21 protein-coding genes are annotated in these 26,115 nt (G+C 69.8%); 12 read left to right on the top strand and 9 right to left on the bottom strand.

The features are described 5' to 3' along the window. The first annotated feature begins 48 nt into the window (after window positions 1–48). Window positions 49–726 carry a hypothetical protein gene (locus CFB39_RS32425; RefSeq protein WP_089476011.1) on the top strand — a complete coding sequence of 226 codons (678 nt, stop codon included), beginning with the start codon at window positions 49–51 and terminating at the stop codon, window positions 724–726. 186 nt (window positions 727–912) lie between these two features. Here CFB39_RS32425 and CFB39_RS32420 read toward each other — a convergent pair whose 3' ends face one another. Beyond that, entirely contained in the window at window positions 913–1,818 is a 906-nt protein-coding gene (locus CFB39_RS32420) for an AraC family transcriptional regulator (protein ID WP_089476010.1), read from the bottom strand. 121 nt (window positions 1,819–1,939) lie between these two features. On the opposite strand from CFB39_RS32420, the gene CFB39_RS32415 reads away from it, so the two are divergent. After that, window positions 1,940–2,848, top strand: a complete 909-nt coding sequence (locus tag CFB39_RS32415) for a LysR family transcriptional regulator (RefSeq protein ID WP_089429538.1) — start codon at window positions 1,940–1,942, stop codon at window positions 2,846–2,848. 35 nt (window positions 2,849–2,883) lie between these two features. Here the strand turns inward: CFB39_RS32415 and CFB39_RS32410 are convergent, their stop codons facing one another. The 4 genes from CFB39_RS32410 to CFB39_RS32395 all read right to left on the bottom strand — a co-directional run bounded on the left by CFB39_RS32410 (window position 2,884) and on the right by CFB39_RS32395 (window position 7,904). Next, a complete protein-coding gene (locus CFB39_RS32410) occupies window positions 2,884–4,377 on the bottom strand; it encodes a mechanosensitive ion channel family protein (RefSeq protein ID WP_089476009.1) in 1,494 nt (497 codons plus the stop codon). 89 nt (window positions 4,378–4,466) lie between these two features. Continuing rightward, a complete protein-coding gene (locus CFB39_RS32405; RefSeq protein WP_089476008.1) occupies window positions 4,467–4,880 on the bottom strand; it encodes a DoxX family protein in 414 nt (137 codons plus the stop codon). A gap of 240 nt (window positions 4,881–5,120) precedes the next feature. Further along, window positions 5,121–6,929 carry a winged helix-turn-helix domain-containing protein gene (locus CFB39_RS32400; protein WP_089476007.1) on the bottom strand — a complete coding sequence of 603 codons (1,809 nt, stop codon included), beginning with the start codon at window positions 6,927–6,929 and terminating at the stop codon, window positions 5,121–5,123. A gap of 543 nt (window positions 6,930–7,472) precedes the next feature. After that, on the bottom strand, window positions 7,473–7,904 hold the full coding sequence (locus CFB39_RS32395; RefSeq protein WP_089476006.1) for a DUF3331 domain-containing protein: 432 nt from the start codon (window positions 7,902–7,904) through the stop codon (window positions 7,473–7,475). Between the two features lie 369 nt (window positions 7,905–8,273). Between CFB39_RS32395 and CFB39_RS32390 the strand changes: the two genes are divergently transcribed. Next, window positions 8,274–9,254 (top strand): alpha/beta fold hydrolase, encoded by a 981-nt coding sequence (locus tag CFB39_RS32390; protein ID WP_089476005.1) that lies wholly within the window; start codon window positions 8,274–8,276, stop codon window positions 9,252–9,254. A gap of 85 nt (window positions 9,255–9,339) precedes the next feature. On the opposite strand, the gene CFB39_RS32385 is transcribed toward CFB39_RS32390, so the two are convergent. Then, window positions 9,340–10,908 carry an MFS transporter gene (locus CFB39_RS32385; RefSeq protein WP_089476508.1) on the bottom strand — a complete coding sequence of 523 codons (1,569 nt, stop codon included), beginning with the start codon at window positions 10,906–10,908 and terminating at the stop codon, window positions 9,340–9,342. An 83-nt stretch (window positions 10,909–10,991) separates the two neighbouring features. Between CFB39_RS32385 and CFB39_RS32380 the strand changes: the two genes are divergently transcribed. Then, window positions 10,992–12,038, top strand: a complete 1,047-nt coding sequence (locus tag CFB39_RS32380; protein ID WP_089476004.1) for an HlyD family secretion protein — start codon at window positions 10,992–10,994, stop codon at window positions 12,036–12,038. Further along, on the top strand, window positions 12,035–13,495 hold the full coding sequence (locus CFB39_RS32375) for an efflux transporter outer membrane subunit (protein WP_089476003.1): 1,461 nt from the start codon (window positions 12,035–12,037) through the stop codon (window positions 13,493–13,495). Before CFB39_RS32380 ends, CFB39_RS32375 begins: the two co-directional genes overlap by 4 nt. Window positions 13,496–13,520: 25 nt before the next feature. On the opposite strand, the gene CFB39_RS32370 is transcribed toward CFB39_RS32375, so the two are convergent. Beyond that, window positions 13,521–14,792, bottom strand: coding sequence for an NAD(P)/FAD-dependent oxidoreductase (locus CFB39_RS32370; RefSeq protein WP_089449366.1), 1,272 nt, complete (start codon window positions 14,790–14,792; stop codon window positions 13,521–13,523). Window positions 14,793–15,018: 226 nt separating this feature from the next. On the opposite strand from CFB39_RS32370, the gene CFB39_RS32365 reads away from it, so the two are divergent. From CFB39_RS32365 to CFB39_RS32335, 7 genes are all read left to right on the top strand, one after another. Continuing rightward, window positions 15,019–15,291 (top strand): UBP-type zinc finger domain-containing protein, encoded by a 273-nt coding sequence (locus CFB39_RS32365; RefSeq protein WP_089476002.1) that lies wholly within the window; start codon window positions 15,019–15,021, stop codon window positions 15,289–15,291. 336 nt (window positions 15,292–15,627) lie between these two features. Then, complete coding sequence (locus tag CFB39_RS32360) at window positions 15,628–16,914, top strand: cytochrome c (RefSeq protein ID WP_089476001.1); 1,287 nt, start codon at window positions 15,628–15,630, stop codon at window positions 16,912–16,914. Next, window positions 16,911–17,411 carry a (2Fe-2S)-binding protein gene (locus tag CFB39_RS32355; RefSeq protein WP_039362674.1) on the top strand — a complete coding sequence of 167 codons (501 nt, stop codon included), beginning with the start codon at window positions 16,911–16,913 and terminating at the stop codon, window positions 17,409–17,411. Before CFB39_RS32360 ends, CFB39_RS32355 begins: the two co-directional genes overlap by 4 nt. After that, window positions 17,411–19,672, top strand: a complete 2,262-nt coding sequence (locus tag CFB39_RS32350; RefSeq protein WP_089476000.1) for a molybdopterin cofactor-binding domain-containing protein — start codon at window positions 17,411–17,413, stop codon at window positions 19,670–19,672. The genes CFB39_RS32355 and CFB39_RS32350 overlap by 1 nt, the downstream gene beginning before the upstream one ends. 102 nt (window positions 19,673–19,774) lie before the next feature. After that, window positions 19,775–20,692: a LysR family transcriptional regulator gene (locus CFB39_RS32345; protein WP_089475999.1), complete on the top strand. Its 918-nt coding sequence runs from the start codon at window positions 19,775–19,777 to the stop codon at window positions 20,690–20,692. A 177-nt stretch (window positions 20,693–20,869) separates the two neighbouring features. Beyond that, window positions 20,870–22,087, top strand: coding sequence for an MFS transporter (locus CFB39_RS32340; protein WP_089475998.1), 1,218 nt, complete (start codon window positions 20,870–20,872; stop codon window positions 22,085–22,087). Between the two features lie 89 nt (window positions 22,088–22,176). After that, complete coding sequence (locus CFB39_RS32335; RefSeq protein ID WP_089475997.1) at window positions 22,177–23,289, top strand: alkene reductase; 1,113 nt, start codon at window positions 22,177–22,179, stop codon at window positions 23,287–23,289. 78 nt (window positions 23,290–23,367) lie between these two features. Here CFB39_RS32335 and CFB39_RS32330 read toward each other — a convergent pair whose 3' ends face one another. Both CFB39_RS32330 and CFB39_RS32325 read right to left on the bottom strand, forming a co-directional pair. Next, window positions 23,368–24,045 carry a phosphohydrolase gene (locus CFB39_RS32330; RefSeq protein ID WP_089475996.1) on the bottom strand — a complete coding sequence of 226 codons (678 nt, stop codon included), beginning with the start codon at window positions 24,043–24,045 and terminating at the stop codon, window positions 23,368–23,370. A gap of 74 nt (window positions 24,046–24,119) precedes the next feature. Further along, the gene (locus CFB39_RS32325; protein ID WP_256991497.1) at window positions 24,120–26,018 is read right to left on the bottom strand and encodes an amidohydrolase; all 1,899 of its coding nucleotides are present in this window, start codon (window positions 26,016–26,018) and stop codon (window positions 24,120–24,122) included. Window positions 26,019–26,115 lie beyond the last annotated feature (97 nt).

The following is a 26,115-nucleotide window of genomic DNA, read 5'->3' as shown; positions in this document are numbered from 1 at the left end:
CCACGTTTGCTATGCTGCGCGCATCGCCCGCCCGAGCCGATCGCCGCCATGAACGCCCTCGATCCCGATATCGCGCGCACGCTGCGCGCCGCCTGCGACGCCTGCTTCGGCACGCCGGCCGTGTGGCCGCTCGTCGAACGCGCGTACGGCGAGCCGCAGCGCTTCTACCACACGCTCGCCCATCTGGCGGAACTGTTCGCGCACCTCGCGCCGTATCGTGCGGACCCGCTGTGGCCGGCCATCGAGCTCGCCGTGTGGGCGCACGATATCGTCTACGCGACGACGCTGCCGGCGTATGCGGACAACGAAGCGCTCAGCGCGCAATGGCTCGCGCAGGTCACGCACGCGCGTTGCGACGCAGCCTGGTTGCATGCGCATGCATCGCACGTGTCCGTTGCCCGCGACCTGGTGCTGGCGACGAAATCGCACCGGCTGCCTGACGGGTTCGCCGCCGATCCGGAATTGCAGCGCGCCGCGCAAATTTTTCTCGACGCCGATCTCGCGATCCTCGCGGCCGCACCCGACCGGCTGCGCGAGTACGACCGCGCGATCGCGCGCGAGTGGGCGCAGGATCCCGATGCACCGTCGGCAGCCTTCCGCGCCGGCCGCAGGCAAGCGCTCGAACATCTGCGCGCGCAGGCCCCGTTGTTTCGATCGGCGGAATTCGCGCCGCTCGAGCCGCACGCGCAACGCAATCTCGACATGCTGATCGGCTTCTACGCATAAGCACCCTGCGCACACCGCTACAGGCGCGCGCTAATCCGGCCGGCGTGGCGCAAGCCGCGCGCCGCACGTGCGATCGCCGCTACCGCGCCCGCCCCGCACCCGGCCGAATCGAGCCGCGCAGGATGCACACGTTCCGATGCCGGATGACGAAGCGAACCTCGCCTGTCCGGCCCCGCATCACGACGCTCAGGTATGGTCCACGCGCCAGCGGCGAGGGCTGACGCCGGTCAGGCGCGTGAAGGTCCGCGAGAAGTGGCTCTGATCGGCGAAACCGCACGCGTCGGCGATCATGCTCAACGGCAGGCTCGGATTGCGCATCCACTCCTTCGCCCGTTCGATGCGCTGCACGATGAGCCAGCGATGCGGCGGCAGCCCGGTGGTCTGGTGAAACGCCTTCACGAAATAGCTGCGAGACAGCCCGCATGCGCTCGCCACGTCGGCCAGCCCGAGGTTGCCGTCGAGATGCTCGAGCAGCAATTCCTTCGCACGGCGCTCCTGCGACGGCGTGAGTTTCCCGTACGTCTTTTCCCGTCGCTCGCTGACGCCGCCATAACGGTGGGCGACGTGCGCCTGGAACGCGAGCCCGACGTGATCGATGAAGATCTGCGACGCCTCGCCCGGCCGCGCGAGCGCGGGCAGCAGCGACTGGCCGAGCGAATGGATGATCGGGTCGTGCGCGCTCAGATGAGGCGGCAGGTAAAGCCGCGGCCGCTGCCGGCCGCCGAGGTCGTCCACCGTTTCCTCGAGCAGCGGGCGCGGCATGTGGAAATGCAGGCAGTCGAACGCGCCCTTCAGATCGGCAACCCACTCGCGATCGAGATCGTAAACCGTGACCGTGCCCGCGCCGTACGGCACGAACGGCGCGCGGCGGCCGTCGAGCCACAGATCCTGTTCGCCGAACGGGCGCAACTGCAACACGATGAGATCCGAATTCTCCAGTTGATAGGGCGCGGTGAGCCCGCTGTTGCGGCGCAGCGACTTCAGCCGGACGATGCTGACCTGTCCCTTCGGCAGCGCTTGCGCGACGACGGTCTGCCGGACGTCGGCCGGGATGAAATCGGAAGAAGCGTTGTCCGCCTGACGCGCAGTCATGAGTGGAGACAAGCAAGTGAATGACGAGGCGTGTCAGTCTAGCAAACCACCATGACGCGCGCTGCCCTTCGTGCGGCACGCGCTGGTATGATGCGCCAGCCTCCTCCACCCGGAACTCGCGATGAAGCTGTCATTCGAAGCGCTCGAAGCCCTCGATGCGATCGACCGTACCGGAACGTTCGCCGAAGCCGCGGAACTGCTGCATCGCGTGCCGTCCGCCCTGACCTACCTGGTACAAAAACTCGAGAGCGATCTCGGCGTCATGCTGTTCGACCGCAGCGGGCGACGCGCGAAGCTCACGCACGCGGGCCGCATCGTCGTCGAGGAAGGCCGGCGGCTCCTGCATGCGGCCGAACAGCTGGAGATGAAGGCGCAGCGTGCGCAGGAAGGCTGGGAAACCGAGGTCCGCATCTGTATCGACGAGATCCTGCCGTTCGATGCGATGTGGCCGTTCGTGCACCGGTTCTATGCGCTCGAGATGGACACGCGGCTGCGGCTGTCGACCGAAGTGCTCGGCGGGGCCTGGGACGCGCTGATCTCGCGCCGCGCGGATCTCGTCGTCGGCGCCGCCGGCGCGCCGCCCGAACTGCCGAACATCATCGCGCGCCCGATCGGCGCGCTGAAACACGTGTTCGCCGTTGCGCCGACCCATCCGCTCGCCGCGCTTCCCGAGCCGCTGTCGATGGCAACGGTCGTCCGGTATCGCGGCGCGGTGATCAGCGATACGTCGCGCGAACTGCCGCCGCAATCGGTTGCGATCGACGCGGGCCAGCCGACGCTCGCGGTGCCGACGCTCGCGGCCAAGCTCGATGCGCAATGCGAAGGCCTGGCGGTGGGCACGCTGCCGGAATGCATCGCCGCCCGCGCGATCGCCGACGGCAAGCTCGTCGCCCGCAGCGTGACCGGCATGCGCGACACCACGCATTGCTATCTCGCCTGGCGCAGCGACGAGGCCGGTCGTGCACTCCTGTGGTGGGTCGAGCAACTCGATCGCCCCGACCTCGTCGATCGCCTTTTGCAGCTCGCCTGATCGCGTTCGGCGCCAGCGAAGGTCACTGCCCCGCGTCAGACGATCGAATCGTGCACGCGCTTCATTTCCTTCTCGAGCCATGCGATCAGGCTGAATGACGCGTGCGCCTTCTCGACCGGCGGGATCATCATCCTTTCCTCGGCCGCGATGTGCTCGGTCACCGATTCGCACATCAGCCTGCCGAGCTCCGGCTTCCTGCGGATCAGCGCCGACAGGTCCTCGCTGCGCAGTTGCAGGACGGTCATCGCGGTCACCGCATGCACGGTCGCATGCAGGCGCGTGCCGGCCAGCACGACCGATTGCCCGATCGCATCGCCGGGCGCCATGCGCCGCACCTCGACGTCGCCCGCCGGGCCCGGCACGAATACGGCCGCGACGCCGGATTCGACGATCGTCAGCACGCGCGTATCCGAATTCGACGCATAGATCACGTCGCCCTGGCCGAACGAACGCGGGACCAGCGCATCGGCCAGCGCGGCGAGATCGTCGCCGTCGACGCGCGCGAACAGGTCCACCGCACGCAACAGCAGCAACCGGCGCGACACGTCACGCCGATCGTGCCCGTCGCGCCCGTCCGGCGCCGCTGCCGGCGCGGCGCTCGCAAGCGGCCGCCACGCGGTGCCTGCCGCGGCCAGATGCCGATGCGCGAGATCGTACAGCGCGTTGCGCACGGCCGTCGTCTTCTGCAGCGCGTCGACGTAGCCGAGGAGCTCGTAGCGGATCGCGTTGGTGCCGAACGCCTTCACGACGGCAACCGGCGCGGGGCGCGCGAGCACGTCGAGCGAACTGGCCGCCGCGCGCTCGAGCGCGCCGACCACGACCGCCGGCCGCACCGCGGGATCGACGTCGAGCGTGAGCGTCACGCCGTGCAGGCCGGACGGTTCGCTGAGGTTCACGATGGTGGCGCGGGCCGCGGCGCTGTTCGGCACGACGACCAGGTTGCCGAGGCTGTCGATCAGCTTCGTCGCCCGCCAGTTGCTCTCGACGATCCGCCCTTCGATTTCGCCGATCGACACGGTGTCGTGCAGCCGAAACGGCTGCGTGGTATTCAGCACGAGCCCGGAGAATACGTCGTTCAGCGTGTTCTGCAGCGCGAGACCGAGGATCACCGCCACCGCGCCGGACGTCGCGACGACGCCGCTCAACGGCAGGCCGAGCACGTAGCCCAGCGCCGCGACCGCCGCCGCGCCGAACACGACGCCCGCGGCGATGTCGTGAAAGAGCCGCTGGCTGCGCCACGCGGGCGGCAACAGCAGATGATCGAGCAGCAGGCTGAAGACGATCGCGCATTGCAGCCACCACGCGATGCAGATGGCCTGGAGCGCGACGCGATCGAGGCCGGTGGCCGACGCGGGAACGGCGAGCGGGCTCACGCCATGCGCGAACAGCACGGCGGTCAGTGCGGCGAACGCCGCGCAGCGCCAGACGGCCCGCATCGCGCCGCGGCCGCGCCCGAACAGGCGCCACGCGACGAGATCGGCCAGCACGATCGGCGCGCCGTAGAGCGCCGTGTCGGAGAGATTCAGCATATCGGAACGAAACGATGGCGACGGCAGCGTAACGGTCGGACCGTCGCCGCTGCGACGGGATGAGAGGCGCGGGCGACGCCCGCGTCACGTTACTCGCGGCGGCGCACCACGCCCGGCAACGCATACCGGCCGGCGCCCGCGATCGCGATCGTGCCGAACAGGATCAGCAGCATCCACGCGAACTGCGCATCGCGCAGCGACCAGTCGGGATGGACGAACACCAGCGCGACGAGCGTGATGATCATCACCGGCAGCGCGGCCAGGCGCGGCCATACGCCGACGATCATGAAGACCGGGCACACGACTTCCGCGAAGATCGCAAACAGGATCGACAGCGTGCGGCCGAGATGGAACGGATCCTCGATGGCGGCGACTTCCGACGTGTAGTGGAGCACTTTGGGCAAGCCGTGAACCACGAGCAGCAGCACGCTGGCGGTGACGCGCAGGAACAGCAGGCCGAGGTCGGCCGCGTGGCGGGAAAGGTCGGATTCGGGAAGTTTCATGCGGCGGTTCGTCCGGTTGGGCGGGTACGCGGCGGCGCAGGTGGCGCAGGTGTCACCGCACGCGTCGCGACGCCCGCGTGGCGGATGGCGTCGCGATATCTCGGCGCGCGCACGGGATCGCCACGCAAGCGTGCCGGAATGGCCGCGCCTTACGCACGCAATCTACGCGTGCCGCGTGCCCGTGTCCTTGAGCCGCGCTGAAACGTTCTGAAGCGCGGCAGGCACACCGCCCATCCGCCGTCAGCCGTCGCGCGCCGGCAGCTCCGCCTCGGCCGCATCGAAGCCGAGCGCGTGCACTTCCGACCACGCGTCGTGCACCGCCTGCGTCGATCCGGCCGTATGCGCGAGCGCCGCCGCATAGGCGGCGAGCAAGCGCACGCGCGCATCGGCGGCCTCTGCCGTGGTGTCGGCATCGCGCATCGCATCGAGCGCCACGCGCGCCCGTTCGCGGCATTCGTCGACGAGCGACAGGTCGAACAGGCAAGGCACCGCGACGGCCGCGAGCGCGACGCCGAGCGCCGCATCGCCGTTCGCCGAGAATGCCCAGTCGAGCGCGGCGCGCAGGTTGCCGAGTTCACGCCGCACCGCCTCGAGCTGCGTGGAGCCGCCGTGATCGCTGCCCCGCGTGCCACCGCCATGCGCCGCTTGCCGGAACAACGCGATGAAATAGCCGGCGTGCGCACGCGCGGCCGCCGCGCCATCGCCGTGCGCGTCGAGCTGCTGCTGCGCATACGCGCGCGTGGTCGTCAGCAACCGGTAGCGCGGCGCGCCGTGCGCGGTCTCGAGGATCAGCAGCGATTTCGACACAAGGCCCGCGATCGTATCGAGCAGGTCGGCGCCGGCCAGCCCGTTCGGGCCGACCACCGCGCGCACGGCCTCGATCGAGAAACCGTCGCGGAACACGCCGAGCCAGCGCAACAGCAGGCGCTCGGCATCGCCCAGCAGCCGGTCGCTCCAGTCGTACATCGCCTGCAATGTCTGATGGCGCGGGAGCGCGGTGCGGAAACCGCCCGTCAGCAGCCGGAAATGATCGTCGAGATGGGCGGCCAGCACGTCGATGCCGAGCACGGCGGCACGCGCCGCGGCCAGTTCGATCGCGAGCGGCAGACCGTCGAGCCGGCGGCAGACCGACGCCATCAGCGACAGGCTGCGCGCATCGAGCGGAAAACGCGGATCGGCCGCGCGGGCGCGTGCGGCGAACAACTGCACGGCGCTCGCGCGCATCGCATCGTGTTCGGCCGCGCCTTCGTCCGGCACGTCGAGCGGCAACACCGGGCACACGCGCTCGCCGTGGATGCGCAGCGATTCCCGGCTCGTCGCGAGCACGCACAGCCCGTCGTCCGCATCGGTCAGCGCGCTCGCGATCCGCGCCGCGGCATCGAGCAGGTGCTCGCAATTGTCGAGCACGAGCAGCATCCGGCGCCGTGCGACCGCGGCGAGCACCGCTTCGAGGGTCAGCGCGCCGGTCGGCTGCGCGATGCCGAACGCGCCCGCGAGCGCATCTGGCACGAAGCGTGGGCACGCGACCGTCGCGAGCGACACGAACACGGTGCCTTCAGGAAAACGCGCGTCCGCGCGCGCGGCTGCTTCGATCGCGATTCGCGTCTTGCCGATGCCGCCCGCGCCGACCAGCGTCACGATGCGTGCGTCCTGCAACGCGGCCAGTACCTCGCCGACCATGCGTTCGCGGCCGAACAGCGCGCCGGGCGCGGCGGACGGCCGCGACATCGCGGGGCGCACGGGCGCGCCGCCGTCGTCATGTTGCTCGATGACGAGCCGGTAGCCGCGGCCCGGCACCGTCACGATCAGGTTCCGGTCGTCGGCCAGCGCCTTGCGCAGCGACGCGATGTGCACCTGCAGGTTGTTTTCTTCCACCACGGTGTGCGGCCACACGCGCTGCATGATTTCGTCTTTCGATACCAGTGCGCCGTTCGCCCGAATCAACAGCTCGAGAATCTCGAATGCGCGGCTACCGATGCGCAACAGCTTGCCGTTCGAACGAATTTCACGTCTGTCGAGAAAAACGTGAAGTGTTCCAATTCGGATCATCGCAATTTCTTGATGGTGACATTCAACGGCGCATGGTTTAAACCGCGCGCCGGTTTCGCGTCAATGCTACGGTATTTACGTAGCAGAATGATTCAAATTATCAGAATGAAGCGATCGAATTTTTTGAAATGACGAAAAATGCCATGATGATGTGTGGCACGCGCGTGGCCGTCTGCACCGCCATGCGGCAGGCGCGGCACGGCAGCGCACGATTCATGTGCGAATTGCCGATTCGTTTGTAAATGTGATTTCCATATATCAGACGATATGATCGCCGGCTCTGAAAAATTCGACGTATTTCCCTTTCGATTCGGCCGGTCGATCGAATGAGCGCGGGCTCCGCATGTTGCGCCGGTCGAGCATCGCTCCGCACCGGTAGCGGAATGATTCCCGCTTCGAGCAGCCGTGCGATCGGGCCGGTGCAAACAGCGGCCATTCGTCGCGCGGTATCGGCGAGCGTGTCGCGGTCGCCTCCGTTCCGCGGCTGGCGGCTTCACGATGTATCGCGCCGGTCGCAACCGGCGCTGCGCCGCGCTGCCGAAGTCATGGCCGGGACTGCCGCGCGGCGAACACGTCGAGCGCCGACGCCAGAATCATCTCGCGGCAGTTCGCCGGCCGTTTCGCGCCGCGCCACTGGGGCTTGTAGATGGCATCGCCGACCCGGATCGGCCCGCCGGTGAGCGCGCAACGCCCAATCCCGCGCGCCTTCGCGCTGATCCAGCGCTGCTCGTCGTAGCGGCAGTGCGTCGGGTCGCTCCACGACACCAGCATCGACGAATCGGTCTGCCGCTCGGCGGTGACGATCGCGCTGCGGCGGCGTATGTCGCCGCTCGACGGCGTCGGCGCGTCGCCGCGATGGCCGCGGCGCGGGCCGTCCGCCTGTCGCGCGCGCGGCATCGGCATCGACCGGACGCCCGCCACGGAAGGCGGCCCGAGCGACGTGATCATGTGCTCCCAGCGATTGAAGGCATCCATGGCGGCATATCCAGGCGAGTGACGGGCGGTGCGGGCGGTCGGATCCGTGCGCGCGGCGCGAAAGATGCGCGGATGATCCGATGTCGACGATAGTCGCCGCTCGCTGAAGAGTCCCGGTCGCGCGCTTAATTTTTCTGCAGCGCGGCAGATTTCTGTCCACGGCGCGGCGCGTTCAAGAAAATTCAGCCGGATTTCAGTACGGCGCACGGCGCGCCGCGATACGCTCCCGACGGCATTCGTTCGTCCACGCGGCACGAACCGACGTGCGACGACGCAAGCGGACCGGCTGCCGGCGGGATGGCCGCGGCCGGTCATCACCGATCCACCATCCCGCGCGGCATCGTTGCGCCGCTTATTTCAGGAGTCCAGATGCACCCCGTACAGACCGACGCCGTTTCGTCGGCGCGCCGCCGCGACATGCTGCTTGCCGGCGCGACGGCCGTCGCGGCGGCAGCGCTGCCCGCGATGGCGGCCGCGGCCGGCACCCCCGCCCGCAGCGCCACTTCAGCCCACCCAGGAGCCCATTCGATGAACACGATCACCACCCAGGACGGCACGCAGATCTACTTCAAGGACTGGGGCACCGGCCGCCCGGTCGTGTTCTCGCACGGCTGGCCGCTGTGTGCGGACGCGTGGGACGCGCAGATGCTGTTCCTCGTGCAGCACGGCTATCGCGTGATCGCGCACGACCGTCGCGGCCACGGTCGTTCGAGCCAGCCGTCGCGCGGCAACGACATGAACACGTACGCGGACGATCTGGCCGCCCTGCTCGACGCCCTGGACGTGCGCGAAGCCACGCTCGTCGGCCACTCGACGGGCGGCGGCGAAGTGGCGCGCTACATCGGCCGCCACGGCACGAAGCGCGTGTCGAAGGCCGTGCTGATCGGCGCGGTGCCGCCGCAGATGGTGAAGTCGCCGACCAATCCCGGCGGCCTGCCGATGGAGGTGTTCGACGGCATCCGCAAGAACGTCGCCGAGAACCGTTCGCAGTTCTACAAGGATCTCGCGGTGCCGTTCTTCGGGTTCAACCGCCCGAACGCCAAGCCGTCGCAGGGCACGATCGACGCGTTCTGGTCGCAGGGCATGATGGGCGGCATTCACGGCCAGTATCTGTGCGTGAAGGAGTTTTCCGAAGTCGACTACACGGACGATCTGAAGAAGATCGACGTGCCGACGCTCGTGCTGCACGGCGATGACGACCAGATCGTGCCGATCGACGATTCGGCCCGGCTGTCGTCGAAGATCGTCAAGCACGCGCAGTTGAAGGTGATCGAAGGCGGGTCGCACGGCATGTGCGTCGTGAACGCCGATCGCATCAACGCCGAGCTGCTCGCGTTCCTGCAGGCGTAAGCGCGCCGTCTGCCGTCGCGGCGCGCATGCCGCTTCGGCAGACGTGCCGTTCAGGATTTTTCAGAAAAATTCAGCCGCGCCGCGCTCACGGCGAGCGCACCGGCCGCAGCAGGATGCCGATCAGCGCACCGGCGAGCGCGCACGCCATCGCCACGCGGAAATTGTCGGCCAGCGCGAGCGTGGTCGCCTGCACGCGCACCGCCCGATCGACGAGCGCGTAGGCGGCCTGGTTGCCGGTCGCGACCGTGGCGCCGTGCGCGACCAGCGAGGTTGCACCGGCGCGCAGCCGCTCGAGCGTCTCGGGATCCGACAGCGACACATGCAGACCGACGAGATTCGAATGGGTACCCTCCCTGATCCGCTGAATCACCGCGATCGACGTCGTGCCGAGCTGCCCGCTCAGCAGGCGCGTCGTCTGCACGACCGCACCGAACGTCAACGCGTGTTCCGCCGTCACGTGCTTGCCGAAAAAGAAGATCACCGACGTCAGCGCCATCGTCTGCCCGAGCGCCTGCAGCAGTTGCGACGGAATGAAGTCGGGTTCGGCCCACGCGGACGTGAGGCGCGCGCCGAGCGCGAAGGCGATCGCCACCGTCACGAAGCCGGCCACGATCAGCCGGCGCGGATCGACGCGCTGCAGCAGCAGCGCGACGCAGGGCGCGAACAACAGCTGCGGAATCGCGATCCAGCGCAGCGTATCGCCGATCTGCAACGGCCGCAGCCCGTAGGTGCTGGCGAGGAACAGCGACGGGATGAAGCTCGTATTGAGCACGGTGAAGCGCACGAGGCCGACGAGCACGATCAGCAGCGCGACGTTCGGCCGCGCGAGATAGCCGAGGTCGAGGCCCGCGCGCGGCGACGCGAGCTCATGGATCAGGAACGCGGCGACCATCAGGATGCCGAGCGACAGCAGCACGACGATCAGCGGCGACTGCAGCCAGAACAGCCGTTCACCCTGGTCGAGCGCGACGCACAGGCACGCGAAGCCGCCGGCGCCGAGCAGCATCCCGCGTGCATCGAGGCCGGACGCGAAGCGCTTGACCGGCTCGTCCGCCAGCGACAGCAGCAGGCACGCGATGAACGGCACCGTCAGCACCGCGTTCTGCCAGAACAGCCAGCGCCAGCTCAGGTGTTCGCTGTACCAGCCCTCGAGCGTGGCCGACAGGTTCAGCGACATCTCGAGATTCATCGCATACGCGGCGATGCCGAACGCAATGAGTCGCGGCGGCAGCGTCCGGACGACGAAGCCGACCGTCAGCGGGACGAACACGCCGGACGCGAGCCCCGCGATCGCCTGGAACACGACGAACGCGCCGAATTGCGTGCAGAGCGGCAGCACGGTTTCGGCGCCGAGAAACACGACGGCGCCCGCGACCAGCACGCGGCGCGTGCCGAACATGAACGCCGCGGCGATCGCCAGCGGCCCGACGAACATCTGCGACGCGGTGAACGCGGTGTTGATCCACGCGCCTTCGTCGACGCCGATGCCGAGCGCGCCGCGCACGTCGGCGAGCCCGAGCGACGTGATGCGCGAGGTCAGCGTCGCGATGATCGCGCCGAGCAGCACGGCCGCGATCGCGGCGATCGAGCGGAACGTCGGGATGTCCGGCGCCGCCGCCGGCGCGGCACGACCGGTTGCAAACGTGGTGTTCATCGTCAAGCGGCTCCCCGCTGTCAAGCTGGCGCAAGCATAACGCGATGCATCGAATCCCGTCCGTACGATGGAGTTTGTCGACCATGACCTCACCTTCTGCCGATACGCCGGCCGCTTCGGCGCCGCCGCCCGCCGCGCCCGCACGCTCACGCCGGCCCGCCATCGCGGCGATCGCGACGCTCGCGCTGCTGCTCGTCGGATTGCTCGTGTACGAGTTCGACGCGCGCGATCGCGGCACCGACGACGCGTACGTGACCGGGCACCTGCACGTGATCTCGCCGCGCGTCGCCGGCACCGTCGAGCGCGTGCTCGTCGACGACAACCAGTTCGTGCATGCCGGCGACGCGCTCGTGCAGATCGACCGGCGCGATTTCGACGTGCGGGTCGCCGCGCAGCGCGCACGCGTCGCCCAGGCTCATGCCGATGCGAGCCGCGCACACGCGCTGATCGAGCAGGCGGACGCGGCGCTCGTGTCCGCACACGCCGATGCGGAAAAGGCCGAACTCGATTACGCGCGTGCACGCGAACTGACCCGCGAGACGCCGCGCGGCCTGTCGAAGCAGGAGTTCGATGCGGCCGATGCCGCCCGCAAGTCGGCCCGCGCGCGCGTCGCGGCGGCCGATGCGCAACGGCGCAGCGCCGTCGCCGCCGCCGAGGCAGCCGATGCCGCGGCGAGCCAGAACGATGCCGAGTTGCGCGACGCGCTGCTGCAGCTCGGCTACACGGCGGTCGTCGCGCCGTCGGACGGCTACGTCGGCAAGAAGACCGTCGAGACCGGCGAGCAAGTCGCGCCCGGCCAGGCGCTGCTCACGCTGGTCGAGCCGCACCCCTGGATCGTCGCGAATTTCCGCGAGACGCAGCTTCGCCGCGTGCGCGCCGGCGATGCCGTGCAACTGCGCTTCGATGCGCTGCCGCAGCGTGTGTTCACCGGCCGCATCGACAGCCTGTCGCCCGCGACGGGCGCCCAGTTCGCATTGCTGCCGCCCGACAATGCGACCGGCAATTTCACGAAGGTCACGCAGCGCGTGCCCGTGAAGATCCTGCTCGACGGCCCGGCCGCGACGGAGCCGCGCATCCGGCCCGGGCTGTCGGTCGTCGTCACGCTGCAACCCGGCGGCGAATCGCGATGAAGCGCGCCGCCGCCGTACTCGCCGCCGGCCTGCTCGCCGCGTGCTCGATCGCGCCGCAGCCGCTCGCGCCCGTGCCGGTCGGACACGACGGGTTCCGCCATGCCGATCCGTCGACCAATACGTCGACCAATACGTCGCCCGATACGCGCACGCCGTCGCTCGCCGCGTGGCCCGCGTGGTTCGGCGACCCGCAACTCGGCACCCTCGTCGACGCCGCGCTCGCGCACAACCTCGATATCCGCGCGGCGGCCGCACGCGTCGACCAGGCGCAGGCGCTGCTCGGCGTGCGCGATGCCGCGCTGGTGCCGACCGTGCGTGTCGATCCGTCGTTCAGCCGCACGCGCGTATCCGGCACGGTCGACAACGCGCTGCCGAAGCGCACGATGCACAACTGGTCGGTTCCCGTCGCCGCGAGCTACGAGGTCGATCTGTGGGGTCGCTTGCGCGGCGGCGCGGACATCGGCGCGCAAAACGTGCTGCAGGCGGCGGCCGATCGCGATGCGGTGCGGCTGCGGGTGGCGGCCGAAGTGGCCGTCGACTACCTGACGCTGCGTTACGTCGACGACGATCTCGTGACGCTCACGCGCGCGATCGGGCTGCGGCGCACCGCGCTCGACGTGATCGCCGCCCGCGTGCGGGCCGGCGCGGCGAGCGATCTCGACGGGCTGCGCGCGTCGGCCGATCTCGATACCGCGCATGCCGATCTCGCGGAGAGCCGCCGGCTGCGCGAGAACCTCGTCGACGCCATCGCGGTGCTGACCGGCGTGTCGCCGACCGCGTTCGACGTCGACGCGCGCGCCGTGCCCGTGCAGGTGCCGGAGGTGCCGGCAGGACTGCCATCCGCGCTGCTTGCCCAACGCCCGGACGTATTCGCGGCGGCACGGCGCGCCGATGCGGCGTCGCTCGAACTGGGCATCGCGCGCACCGCGTGGCTGCCGACACTGACGCTGACCGCGGAAGGCGGCTTCGCGACCCGCGATCTACGCACGTTTCTCGACCGCAACAGTTCACTGTGGAGTCTCGGCGCGAACGTCGCGCTGACGCTGTTCGACGGCGGCAAGCGCGAGGCGATGGTGGCCGCCGCGCGGGCCGGCATGGACGCAGCCGACGCGAACTATCGCGCCACCGCGATCGGCGCGTTGCGCGACGTGCAGGACGCGCTCAACGACATCGCCGCGCAAAAAGAGCGGATCGTGCGCTACGACGACGCGGCGCGCGCGACGGATGCGGCCGCGCGGCTGTCGATGAGCCGTTATGCGCATGGGTACGTCAGCTATCTGGAAGTCATCGACGCCGATCGCGATGCGCTGAATGCGCGGCGCCAGCTGATTCACAGCCGGCAGGCGCTGGCCGTCGCGACGGTGAGTCTCGTGCGTGCGTTGGGCGGCGGCTGGACGCCACCGGCGCGCGCCGGCCGGGACGGGTTGCGCGACGCGACGCAGGCCGACGCGCGATGAATGGATCGAACGGCCCGCGAGCGCGTCACGCGCCCGCGAGCCGATGCGCATCCTCGCCGAGAAACCGGTGCACGAAGGTCACCGCCATCGCGCCTTCGCCGACCGCCGACGCGACGCGCTTGACCGATCCCGATCGCACGTCACCGGCCGCGAACGATCCCGGCACGCTGGTTTCCAGGTGATACGGCCGTCGTTCGAGCGGCCACACGCGCTCGAACGACGGACAGTCGTACAGGTCGCCACCGGTGACCAGATAACCGTCCGGATTGCGAATGATGTCGGTGTCCTTCGCCCAGTCGGTATTCGGCGCGCCGCCGATGCACACGAACAGGCGCGTGGCCGGCAGCCGTTCGCGCGTGCCGTCCGCCGAGCGAAGCTCGATCGCGTCGAGCCAGCCGTCGCCGTGCAGCGCGGCGACGCTCGACCGGTAGCGGACCTCGATGTTCGGCGTGCGCTCGATCCGGTCGATCAGGTAGCGCGACAGCGTGTCCGCGAGCGACGCACCGCGCACGAGCATCGTCACCTGGCGCGCATGCCGCGAGAAATTCATCGCGGCCTGGCCGGCCGAATTGCCGCCGCCGACGATGAATACCTGCTCGCCCGCGCACATCGGCGCTTCGCTCGACCCGGCGCCGTAGAACAGCCCCGCATTCAGAAACGCCGGCTCCTCCGGCAGCCCGAGGCTGCGATATTCGATGCCGGTCGCGCAGATGTTCGCGCGCGCGACCAGGATCGACCCGTCGGCGAGCTCGACGCGGATCTTGCCGTCGACGAACGTCGCATGCACGCCCTCGCGCATCGTCAGCAACTCGACGCCGAACTTCACCGCCTGCTCGCGCGCGCGTTCCGCGAGCGCCGCGCCGGGGATGCCGTCGGGGAAGCCCATGTAGTTCTCGATCAGCGAACTCGTGCCGGCCTGCCCGCCGATCGCGCCGCGCTCGATCACGACCGCGCGCAACCCTTCGGACGCCGCGTAGACCGCCGCCGACAGCCCGGCCGGCCCCGCGCCGTAGATCGACACGTCGTATTCGACGAAGCGCGGGCGCGCGACCCAGCCGAGCCGCGCGGCGATCTCGGCCAGGGTCGGCTGGTACAGGCGCGAGCCGTCCGGAAAGATCACGACCGGCAGCCGGATGTCGCGCAGCGGCGCGATGCCGAGCACCTGCGCGCAGTCGGCGTCGGAGGTCAGCTCGCACCAGTCGTACGCAATCATGCGCCGCTGCAGGAAATCGCGGATCGCGTACGCGTCCCTGCTGCGCGGCAGACCGACGATCCGCACGTGTTGCGGTTGATCCATGAGCGCCTCCCGATGATGTCGATGTCGGATGCGGTTCGGCCGGTGCCGCGGCGTGGCCGAACGCATTCGCGACTGTACGCCGCCGCCGTGCACCGCGCGGGCCGCTTCATGACAATTAAGGTCCGGCCGCGACGCGACGCTGCACAATGCCGCGTATCCCTCCCGCTTGCGGCCGCATGCCGGCCGTGCCGCGAGCGTCGCTCCCGCGCCGGCATCGGAGCGCAAGATGGCCAACGCCTGTACGCATCTCGACGAAGCACGCGTGTTCGACACCGACAAGGACGACTGTGAGGAATGCGTCAGATCGGGCAGCGGCTGGGTGCATCTACGAATGTGCCTGATCTGCGGGCACGTCGGTTGCTGCGACTCGTCGCCGAATCGCCATGCGAGCCGGCATTTCCGTGACACCGGCCATCGGCTCGTCCGCTCGATCGAGCCCGGCGAGCGCTGGATCTGGTGCTACGCGGACGAAGTCGTCGCCGGCGAGATTCCGTCTTGACGCGACGCGCGGGGCCGCCGCGACACGGCGCGCCCGTCATCGGCCCCGCGCGCCGCACCCCGGTCGATCCGGGGCCGGACACCGTTCAGAACGTTTCAGCGCCGCTTCAGGCCATGATCGCGGCCGCTGCGTAGACTGCGTTCACGAGCTGCCGCGCAGGACGGCGCTTGTGCCCGTTATCGACTGCTGGAGTGACAACTTGATTCCCGTCGCCAATCACCGCCGCGCCGCAAGCCGGTCGCGGCCGCATCGGACGGCCACGCACGGCCGATGCGCATCGTCCGGTGTTGCCGCGCATCGCATCACGTGCGCCGCACCACTTCGCCTGGAGCGCGCATGAAGCACAAACGACTCTGGATCGGCGCGGCCGGCATCGCGATCGCGGCCTGCGCGGTCGCGATCGGCATCATGGTGCGGCCGTCGATCGCGCCGATCGATCCGCCCGCCCCCGCGTCGTTCGATCCGCAGCTGGTGCGCGCCGGCGCGCGCGCCGTCGCGCTGGGCGACTGCGTCGTGTGCCATACCGCGAAGGACGGCAAGCCGTTCGCCGGCGGCCTGCCGCTCGCGACGCCGTTCGGCACGATCTATGCGACCAACATCACGCCGGATCCTGAAACCGGCATCGGCCGCTGGTCGCGCGACGCGTTCGCCCGTGCGCTGCGCACCGGCATCGGGCGCAACGGCCAGCCGCTGTACCCGGCGTTTCCGTACATTCATTTCACGAAGATGTCGGACGACGACATCGCCGCCGCGTATGCGTACCTGATGACCCGCACGCCGGTTCGCGCGACGACACCGGCCAACGACCTGATATTTCCGCTGAACTTCCGGCCGCTGGTCGCGTTCTGGAATGTGCTGTTCCTGCGCGAAGGCGCGTATCGACCCGACCCCGCGCAGTCCGCGCAATGGAACCGCGGCAGGACGCTCGTCGACGGGCTCGGCCACTGCGCGTCGTGCCATTCGCCGCTGAACGCGATCGGCGGCGAGCAGCGCGGCCGTGCGTTCGACGGCGGCATCGTCGACGGCTGGGACGCGCCGCCGCTCAATGCGCTCGGCCAGGCCGCACGGCCGTGGACGCAGGCGCAGCTCGTCACGTACCTGCGCACCGGCCGCGCGAGCGAGCACGGCGCGGCGGCCGGACCGATGCTGCCGGTCACGCGCGATCTCGCGACGGTGCCGGCGGAAGACGTCGAGGCGATCGCCGCGTACATCCTGTCGATCCAAAAGCCGGCGAACGGGCGCGACGCCGCGGCCGCGAATCCGGCCGAACGCGCCGCGACGACACCCGCCGCGCAGCGCGGCGCGGTGCTGTTCCAGGCATCGTGCGCGCAGTGCCACGGGCCGGCCGCGCCGATGCAGTCGATCGGCGAGCGGCCGACGCTTTCGTTCAGCACGGCCGTGAACGCCGATACGCCGCGCAATGCGATCCAGATGATGTTCAACGGCATCGGCTGGCACGGCGAGGACACATTGAACTACATGCCGTCGTTCATCGACCAGTACGACGACGCGCAGATCGCCGATCTCGCCGCGTACGTGCGCGCGACCTACACCGATCGCCCCGCATGGTCCGGCGTCGACGCGATGGCCGCGACGCTCAGAAAAGAGGACACCGCCCGATGATTACCCTCACCGTCAACGGCGTGCGGCACACGCTGGACATCGATCCGTCCACGCCGCTGCTGTACGCGCTGCGCAACGACCTGCACCTGCACGGCGCGAAGTTCGGCTGCGGCCTCGGCCAATGCGGCGCCTGCACGGTGATCGTCGACGGCAAGCCGACCTTCTCGTGCCTGATGCCGGTGGCCGCGGTCGGTGCGCGCAGCGTGCGCACCATCGAGAGCCTCGGCACCGCCGAGCATCCGGGCCCGCTGCAGCGCGCGTTCGTCGAGCATCAGGCCGCGCAGTGCGGCTACTGCATCGCGGGGATGATCATGCGCGCGCAGGCCCTGCTCGAGCGCAACCCGAAGCCGACCGAACAGGAACTGCGTACGCACATGGAGCCGAACCTGTGCCGCTGCGGCACGCATATGCGGATCCTCGCGGCCGTGCGCTCGGTCGCCGGGCTGCCGCCCCCGGAACCGGCTTCCGCTCCCGTCACGATCAGCAAGGGGCTGTGATGAATTCCCACGACGACATCGACGAAGGCCGCCGGCACTTCATCGTCTCCGGCGCGCTGTTCGTCGCGTTCACGCTCGCGCCTGCGTCGCGCGCGGCCGCGCAGTTGGTGATCGCCGACGAAGGCGCGGCCGTGCACGTGGCAAAAACCACCCAGACGCTCGCCGGCAGCCTGAAGACCAATCCGCTGCTCGACGCGTGGATCAAGATCGCGCCGGACGGCAAGGTCACCGTATTTACCGGCAAGGTCGAGCTCGGCACCGGCGTGCGCACCGCACTGCTGCAGGTGGCCGCCGAGGAACTCGACATGAAGCCGTCGCTGATCACGTTCCTGACAGCCGACACCGGCGCCTCGCCCGACGAGGGGTTGACTGCCGGCAGCCACACGATGGCCGACAGCGGTTCCGCGCTGCTGAACGCGGCCGCGCAAGTGCGTGCGCTGCTGGTGGAAGGCGCGGCGAAGCGCTTCGGCGTCGACGCGCGCACGCTGACGACCGCCGACGCAGTGATCAAGGCGCCCGACGGCCGCACGATGACCTACGGCGACGCGATCCGCACCGTCGACCTGCATCGCAACGCCGCGCCTACGTCGCCACTGAAGAGCCCGGCGACGTTCACGGTGATCGGCACGTCGCTGCCGCGCGTCGACATCCCGAACAAGGTAACGGGCGGCGTCAGCTACGTGCAGGACATGCAGTTACCCGGCATGCTGCATGCCCGCGTCGTGATGCCGCCGGTGTACGACGCGAAGCTGCTGTCGTTCGATGAAGCGGCGATCCTGAAGCTGCCGGGCGTCGTGCGGATCGTGCGCAACGGCAGCATGCTCGCGGTGGTCGCGCAGGGCGAATGGCAGGCGGTGGTCGCCCAGCGCGCGCTGGCCGCCGCGTGCCGCTGGTCGCCCGGGCGCACGCTGCCCGATCGCGCCACCGTGCACGCCGACCTGAAGCGGATCTCGACGCAGCGCATCGAGATCGCCAACACGCACACGGCCACCGCGCCGGCCGTGAAGACGCTGAACGCGACGTTCCTGAAGAACTACCTGCTGCACGGCTCGATCGGGCCGTCGTGTGCGGTCGCGCACCTCGACAACGGGGCGATGACGGTGTGGACCCATTCGCAAGGCGTCTACCCGCTGCGCGACGCGCTGGCCGAGATGCTGTCGATGCCGAAGGCGAGCGTGCGCTGCATTCACACCGAAGGGTCCGGCTGCTACGGACACAACGGGGCCGACGATGCCGCCGCGCACGCGGCGCTGATCGCCGCCGCGATGCCCGGCAAACCGATTCGCGTGCAGTGGATGCGCGAGCAGGAACACACGTGGGATCACTTCACGCCGGCAATGGTGACCGAGGTCAGCGCTTCGCTCGACGCGAGCGGCCACATCGTCGACTGGAACTACGCGCTGTGGAGCAGTTCGCACAACGAGCGGATCGTCAACGCCGGCCGGCTGCTGCCGGCGCGGATGCTGGAGCCGCCGTTCGTGCCCGCGCCGTCGACGCCGATGCTGCAACCGGAAGGCGGCGCCGATCGCAACGCGATTCCGCTGTACGCGCTGCCGAACCAGCACATCGTGAACAATTTCTCGCCGACGATGCCGCTGCAGACGTCCGCGATGCGCTCGCTCGGCGCACACACCAACGTGTGGGCGATCGAAAGCTTCATGGACGAACTCGCGCACGCGGCCGGTGTCGATCCGGTCGAATTCCGGCTGCGCCACATGGAAGATCATCGCGCGCTTCAGGTGATCCAGCTCGCCGCGCAGCACTTCGGCTGGCCGCGGCCGCCGCGTGCGCGCAACCGCGGCGTCGGCTTCGCGTTCGGCAAGTACAAGAACCTGATGGCGTACGTCGCGATCGCGGTCGAGGTGTCGGTCGTGCCGGAAACCGGCCAGGTGACGCTCGAGCACGCGGAAGCCGCCGTCGACGCGGGGCAGGTCGTGTCGCCGGACGGGATCCGCAACCAGATCGAGGGCGGCATCGTGCAGGCCGCGAGCTGGACGCTGTACGAGGCGCTGAAGTACGACACCGAACGGATTCGCAGCTTCGACTGGAGCAGCTACCCGATCCTGCGCTTCTCGGCCGCCCCGCGGAGCGTGAAGGTCCATCTGATCAATCGCCCGGGCGCGCCGTTCCTCGGTGCGGCCGAGGCGTCGATGGGGCCGACCGCCGGCGCGCTGGCCAACGCGATCTTCGACGCGACCGGCCAGCGCATGCGCGAAATGCCGTTCGCCGGCGACGCGCTGAGACAACGCATCGACGCATAGCAATTCGGTCGCGCCCGCTAGCGCGACCGACACACCCGACAAGACGGACGGCGCCGGCATGCACCGGCGCCGCGACCCAACAGGACTGGAGCCTTCCCGACGATGGATACCTTGCTTTCGATGCGCGTGTTCACGCGCATCGTCGAATCCGGCAGCTTCACGCGCGCCTCCGACACGACCGGCCTCACGACGCCGCGCGTGTCCGCGCTGCTCAGCGCGCTCGAACAGCACCTCGGCTGCCGGCTGCTGAACCGCACGACGCGCCGCATCTCGCTGACCGAGGACGGCCAGGCGTACTACGAACGTTCCGTCGCGGTGCTGCGCGAAATCGACGACATGGAGGCGTCGGTCTCGCAGGCGCGCAACGTGCCGCGCGGCCGGCTGAAGGTGAACCTGCCGCCGGCGATGGCCAAGCAGGTCGTGGTGCCCGCGCTGCCCGCGTTCCTCGACGCCCATCCCGGCATCATGATCGAGCTCGGCGTGACCGACCGGCAGATCGATCTCGTCGGCGAAGGCGTCGACTGCGTGGTGCGCATCGGCGCGCTCGACGACTCGGGGATGATCGCGCGGCGCATCGGCAGCCTGACCACCTGCACGTGCGCGTCGCCCGCGTACCTCGCACGGTGCGGCGAGCCGGAGACCGTCGACGATCTCGCGCAGCACGTGGCGGTCAGCCACATCTCGGCCGATACCGGGCGTCCCCGCGTGTGGGACTACGTCGTCGACGGCGAGCCGCGCGTCGTGCAGATGTGCGGCACGGTCGCCGTCAACGATGCGGACAACTACATCGAGTGCGGCATCGCGGGCATCGGCCTGATCAAGACGTCGCTGTACCTCGTCGAGCCCTATCTGAAATCGGGCCGGCTGCGCGAAGTGCTGACCGATTTCAACGCGCCTGCCCGGCCGATCTCGGTGCTGTATCCGCCCAATCGCCACGTGCCCGTCAAGCTCAAGGTGTTCGTCGACTGGCTCGCGGGCCTGTTCGAGCAGATTCCGACGCTGCAGGGCAAGCGCGGCTGACCGGACGCGGCACCTTTGCGTGTCGCGCAAAGCTCGATTGCGCTGCGGCTCGATTCCGGTTTGATCGACCGGTCAATAGTATGGGCGGCAACGCGGTGCACCGTATCGCGCCCCCGGCGAACCCCGTGCAGGCGCGGCGACACGGTGACCCACCTCTCTCTTCTCAAGGAGTCCACCATGTCAGCAGATTCAACGCCGCACGCGCCGCCTGCGCACGGCACCCAACTCACGCAGGGGTTGATCCTGCTGTTCGCATTCAGCTGCGGCGCGATCGTCGCGAACCTGTACTACGCGCAGCCGATCACGGAACTCATCGCGCCGGGCCTGCACCTGTCCGGCGGCACGGCGAGCCTGATCGTGTCGTTGACGCAAATCGGTTATGCCCTCGGCCTGTTCTTCATCGTGCCGCTCGGCGACCTGCTCGAGAACCGCAAGCTGATGATCGTGACGGCCGTCGTGTCGATTGCGAGCCTCGCCGCGGCGGCGTTCGTGCGTACGCCCGGGCTCTTTCTCGCGATTTCGCTGCTGATCGGCTTCAGCTCGGTGGCCGTGCAGATCCTCGTGCCGCTCGCCGCGCATCTCGCGCCGGATCATTCGCGCGGCCGCGTGGTCGGCACGATCATGAGCGGGCTGCTGCTCGGCATCCTGCTGGCCCGCCCGCTGTCGAGCGTCGTGGCCGACGCGTTCGGCTGGCGTTTCGTGTTCGCGGCGGCCGCCGTGCTGATGACGCTCGTCACGGCCGTGCTCGCGCTGACGATTCCGCCGCGCCAGCCCGACCATCGCGCGACCTATTTCGAGCTGATCGGCTCGCTGCTGCAACTGGTCCGCACGATGCCCGTCCTGCGCCATCGCGCGTTCTACCAGGGCCTGATGTTCGCGTCGTTCAGCCTGTTCTGGACCGCCGTGCCGGTCGAGCTGACGCGTCACTACGGATTGTCGCAGTCGGCCATCGGCCTGTTCGCGCTGGTCGGGGCGATCGGCGCGACGTCGGCACCGGTGGCCGGGCGCCTCGCGGACGCCGGCCATACGGTGCGCGCGACGCTGATCGCGCTGGTCGCCGGCACGCTGTCGTACGCGATCGGGTTCGTGCACGGCACCGGCCTGTACGGGCTCGTCGTGACCGGCATCGTGCTCGACTTCGCGGTGCAGATGAACATGGTGCTCGGCCAGCGCGAGATCTACGCGCTGCACGCGGCAAGCCGCAACCGGCTGAACGCGCTGTACATGACGAGCATCTTCGTCGGCGGCGCCGTCGGCTCGGCGCTTGCGAGCCCGCTGTACGAGCATGGCGGCTGGTCGCTCGTCGCGGCGGTGGCCGGTGCGTTCCCGATCGTCGCGCTCGCGCACTACCTGCTCGTCGGGCGGCCGCACGCGCAACGTCACGTACTCGGCTGAACCCCGCCGCCGCCCTCTTCAAACTTCAAACCGATTCGTTCGCGGGGCGCGTCGCCGTCCCGTTCCACGTCGAAGAAAAGGAGTCCATCATGTCTTCCCTGCTCAGTGCCTATGATCTGCGCGGCCTCGCGCTGCCGAACCGCGTCGTGATGGGACCGATGACGCGCTCGCGCGCGCCGTCGCGCGGGCTGCCCACCGAACTGATGGCCGAGTACTATGCGCAGCGCGCGTCGGCCGGCCTGATCGTGACCGAGGCGACCAACGTCAGCCGGGCGTCCGCCGCATTCGAGCTGACGCCGGGGCTCGTCGACGATGCTCAAGCCGCCGGCTGGAAGGTCGTCACCGATGCCGTGCACGCGAACGGCGGCCGGATCTTCGCGCAGCTGTGGCACGGCGGCCGGGTCAGCTCGCTGACGCTGCTCGGCGGCGCCGCGCCGCTGTCGCCGTCCGGCGTGAACGACGACCTCGAACAGCTGCAGGTATGGGCGCAGTTGCAGAACGGCTATTACACGAAGATTCACGCGACGCCGTCGCGCGCGATGACGACCGACGAAGTCGTCGCGGCCGTCGATGAATTCCGGCAAGCGGCGACGCGCGCGATGGCCGCCGGCTTCGACGGCGTCGAGATCCATGCGGCCAACGGCTACCTGCCGCACCAGTTCCTGTCGTCGACGCTGAACCGCCGCGACGATCGCTACGGCGGCTCGGTCGCGAACCGCGCGCGCTTTCTCGCGGAAATCGTCGACGCGGTCGGCGGCGTGATGCCGCTCGGCCGCGTCGGCGTGCGGATCTCGCCGTACGCGAAGTACAACAACGTGCGCGATGCCGATCCGGATGCGACGCTCGCGTACGTCGGCCGGATGCTCGACGACGCGGGTGTCGCCTACCTGCACGCGGCCGACACCAACGGCTGGAGCGGCGAGCCCGACCTGCCGCGTATCGTCGAGCACGCGCGCCGGTCATTCGGCGGCACGCTGATCGTCAACGGCGGCATTTCACCGGACGCGGCGAACGCGCTGATCGACGCAGGCGACGCCGATCTCGTCGCGTTCGCGCGCGCCTATATCGCGAACCCCGATCTCGTCGAGCGCCTCGCCGCACGCGCCCCGCTCGCGGAGCCGAAAAACGTCGGCTGGTACGGCGGCGACCGCGCGGGCTACGTCGACTATGCGCGGCACGACGCGGCCGAATCGCCCGCGTAACCGGCGAATGCCCCGCGCACGGCACGGGGCGTCACGCACCCCATCGCGACACCAGGCCCGCGCGGCGCAACGGCGCCGTCACGCGTCGTCGTTCCAGCGCGCCCCCAGCACGCGCCCGCAAAAATTCGGCCGCTGGAAATCCGGGTCCGCGCGTTCGAGCACGTCGGCGCTCCACGTGCCGAACGTCGACTGCGGCCGATGCTCGACGCCGCGTGCGACCGCGGCAAGGAAGGTTTCGCGAAATCCGCTGCCGCGCGGGTACGCGGCGAGCAGCGCGGTGCGCTCGTCGTCGGTGTAGCTGTCGAAATCGGTTGCCATCAAATCGGTCGACACGGCACGGGCCAGCGCGCGGGCGAGCGGCGACGCACGCGCGGCCACACCGGGCGTCGTATGCAGCGCGATCGCGTGCCAGACGTCGTCGCGCATGCTGCGCGAGCGCCGATGCCGCACCAGCAGCGCGTGCGCGGCATCGGCGCCGTCGAGCTCGTAACGTTCGGGCGAGCGGCAGTAAGCGGGGCTCAGCCCCATGTTCGCGTACATCGCGGCGACGTACAGCGCATCCGGATCGCACCCTTCGCCCGCGCGCCGCGCGGCGAGCGACGCGAACACGAACACGCGCGCGGCATGATCGGCGAGCGCGGCAGGCAACGCTGCGCGCGCCGCGTCGGCCGCCTCGACCGCAAGCGTCGTGCGCGGAATGCTGACGCCGGCCACTTCGTCGGCGGTCGACGGTGCGCGCGTGTGCGCAACGTTCATCGTGTCTCCTTCCTGTCCCGTGCACGGGACGAAAAATCGGTCAAGGCAAACCCGCGCGATGTGGTGCGTGCCGGCTAGCACGCGGCGCAGCGGCCGCCGCACGCGTCGCAGCGGTCGCCGGCCGCGCTGGCCGTCGGATAGCGCGGCCGCGCGAAGCGGCGCCCGGGGCCGCGCGCCCGGCACGCATCGGTGCCGGGGTTCATGCACGCGTCGCCCGCCGCCGATGCGCGCGGGCTGCCGTGCCCGTTCGCACCGGCTGCAGGCGCGCCGCCGCCGTCGGCGACCGGCGACCATCCGGGGCTGACGGGCGGCGGCGGCGGCGCGAGCGACGCAAATTCCCGTTCCGCGTGCACGACCTTGCCGTCGACGACCGTCAGCACCGACGACAACTGCGGGATGCGCGCCATGTCGATCGTGAAATAGTCGTCGCTGAGCACCACGAAGTCCGCGTAACGGCCGGGCACCAGCGCCCCCTTGCGATGCTCGTCGGCGGAGAACCATGCGCTGCCGATCGTGTAGCGGCGCAGCGCCTCCATCCGGCCGAGCCGGTTGCGCGCCGGATACAGCACGGTGCCGCCGACGCTGCGCCCCGACACCATCCAGTACAGCGCGACGAACGGGTTGTAGCTCCCCGCATCCAGCGCGCCCGAGCCTGCCCCGACCGGCAGCCCGGCCGCGAGCATCGCGCGGATCGGCGGTGCGCGCGTCGCCGCGGCCGCCCCGTCACGCGCGATGAACGCCTCGCCCTGGAACGCCATGCGCGGCTGCACGGTCACGCCGCCGCCCAGCGCCGCCACGCGCGCGATGTTCGCATCCGACATCGTCTCGCACCGGTCGAAACACCAGCGCAGCCCGGCGAACGGCGTCTCGCGGTTCACCGCCTCGAACACGTCGAGGAAGCGGCCGATCGACTCGTCGTAGGTCGCATGCAGCCGGAACGGCCAGCGGTGGCGGACCAGCAGCCGGACGATGGCGGCCAGTTCCGCATCGACCGACGCGGGCAGCTCGGTGCGCGGGTCGAGAAAATTCCCCAGGTCGACCGCCGAAAACAGCAGCCGCTCGCCCGCGCCGTTCGCGCGCAGGAACGCATCGCCGTCGCCGGGCGAGGTCAGCGCGATCCACTGCGCGAAGTCGTCGATTTCCCGGCCGGCGTGCCGTGCGCCCAGCGCGTACGTGATGCGCGTCGTCAGTTCGCCGCGGCGTGCCAGCGCGATGACCGCCGCGTAATCGTCCGGATACGCCAGACCGTCGCCGCCGGCGTCGATCGCGCTCGTCACGCCGACGCGGTTCAGCGCGTGCATGAACTGCCGCGTCGAGTTGATCCGGTCGGCCGCGCCGAGCACCGGCGCGTGCGCGAGCGCCGCGGCCAGCACGGCCGGATCCGGGCGCGCGAGCAGCAGCCCGGTCGGCCGCCCATGGCGGTCGCGCCGCAATTCGCCGCCCGGCGGATCGGGCGTGTCGCGCCCGTAGCCGATCGCGCGCAGCGCGGCCGCATTCAGCCACGCGCTGTCGCCGAAATGCCGGACGAACACCGGCGTATCGGGCGCGATCTCATTCAGCTCGGCCACCGTCGGGCCGCGCTTTTCCGCGAACTGCAGCGCGGTCCAGCCGCCGCCCACGCGCACCCAGTGCGGTGCGGGCGTGCGCTCGGCCTGCCGATGCAGCAGGTCGAGCGCGGCGGCGAGCGACGGCACGCCGTCCCAGCGCAGCTCGAGGTTGAAGTGCGTGCCGCCGCGGATCGCCTGCAGGTGCGCGTCGACGAGGCCGGGGATCACCGTGCGGCCGTTCAGGTCGATGCAGGTCGTGTCACCGTGTGCATGACGCAGCACGTCGCGATCGCCGCCGGTCGCGACGATGCGCCCGTCCTTCACCGCCAGTGCGCTGACGAACGAGCGCTGCTCGTCCTGGGTCGCAATCTTGCCGTTGAAGACGACGAGGTCCGCCGCGCGCGCGGGTTCCGTCGCTCTAAGCACCGTCGGGCCTCCCGTGCGCACGCGCACGCAGCGCCGCGCCGCGCGTGCGGCGCATCGTCGAACGACGGAACACGGCTGTGTCGCACGCATCGGCACG

The sequence above is a fragment of the Burkholderia sp. AU6039 genome, assembly GCF_002223365.1.
GTDB lineage: Bacteria > Pseudomonadota > Gammaproteobacteria > Burkholderiales > Burkholderiaceae > Burkholderia.
This window is presented reverse-complemented; position numbering and strand designations above follow the sequence as displayed.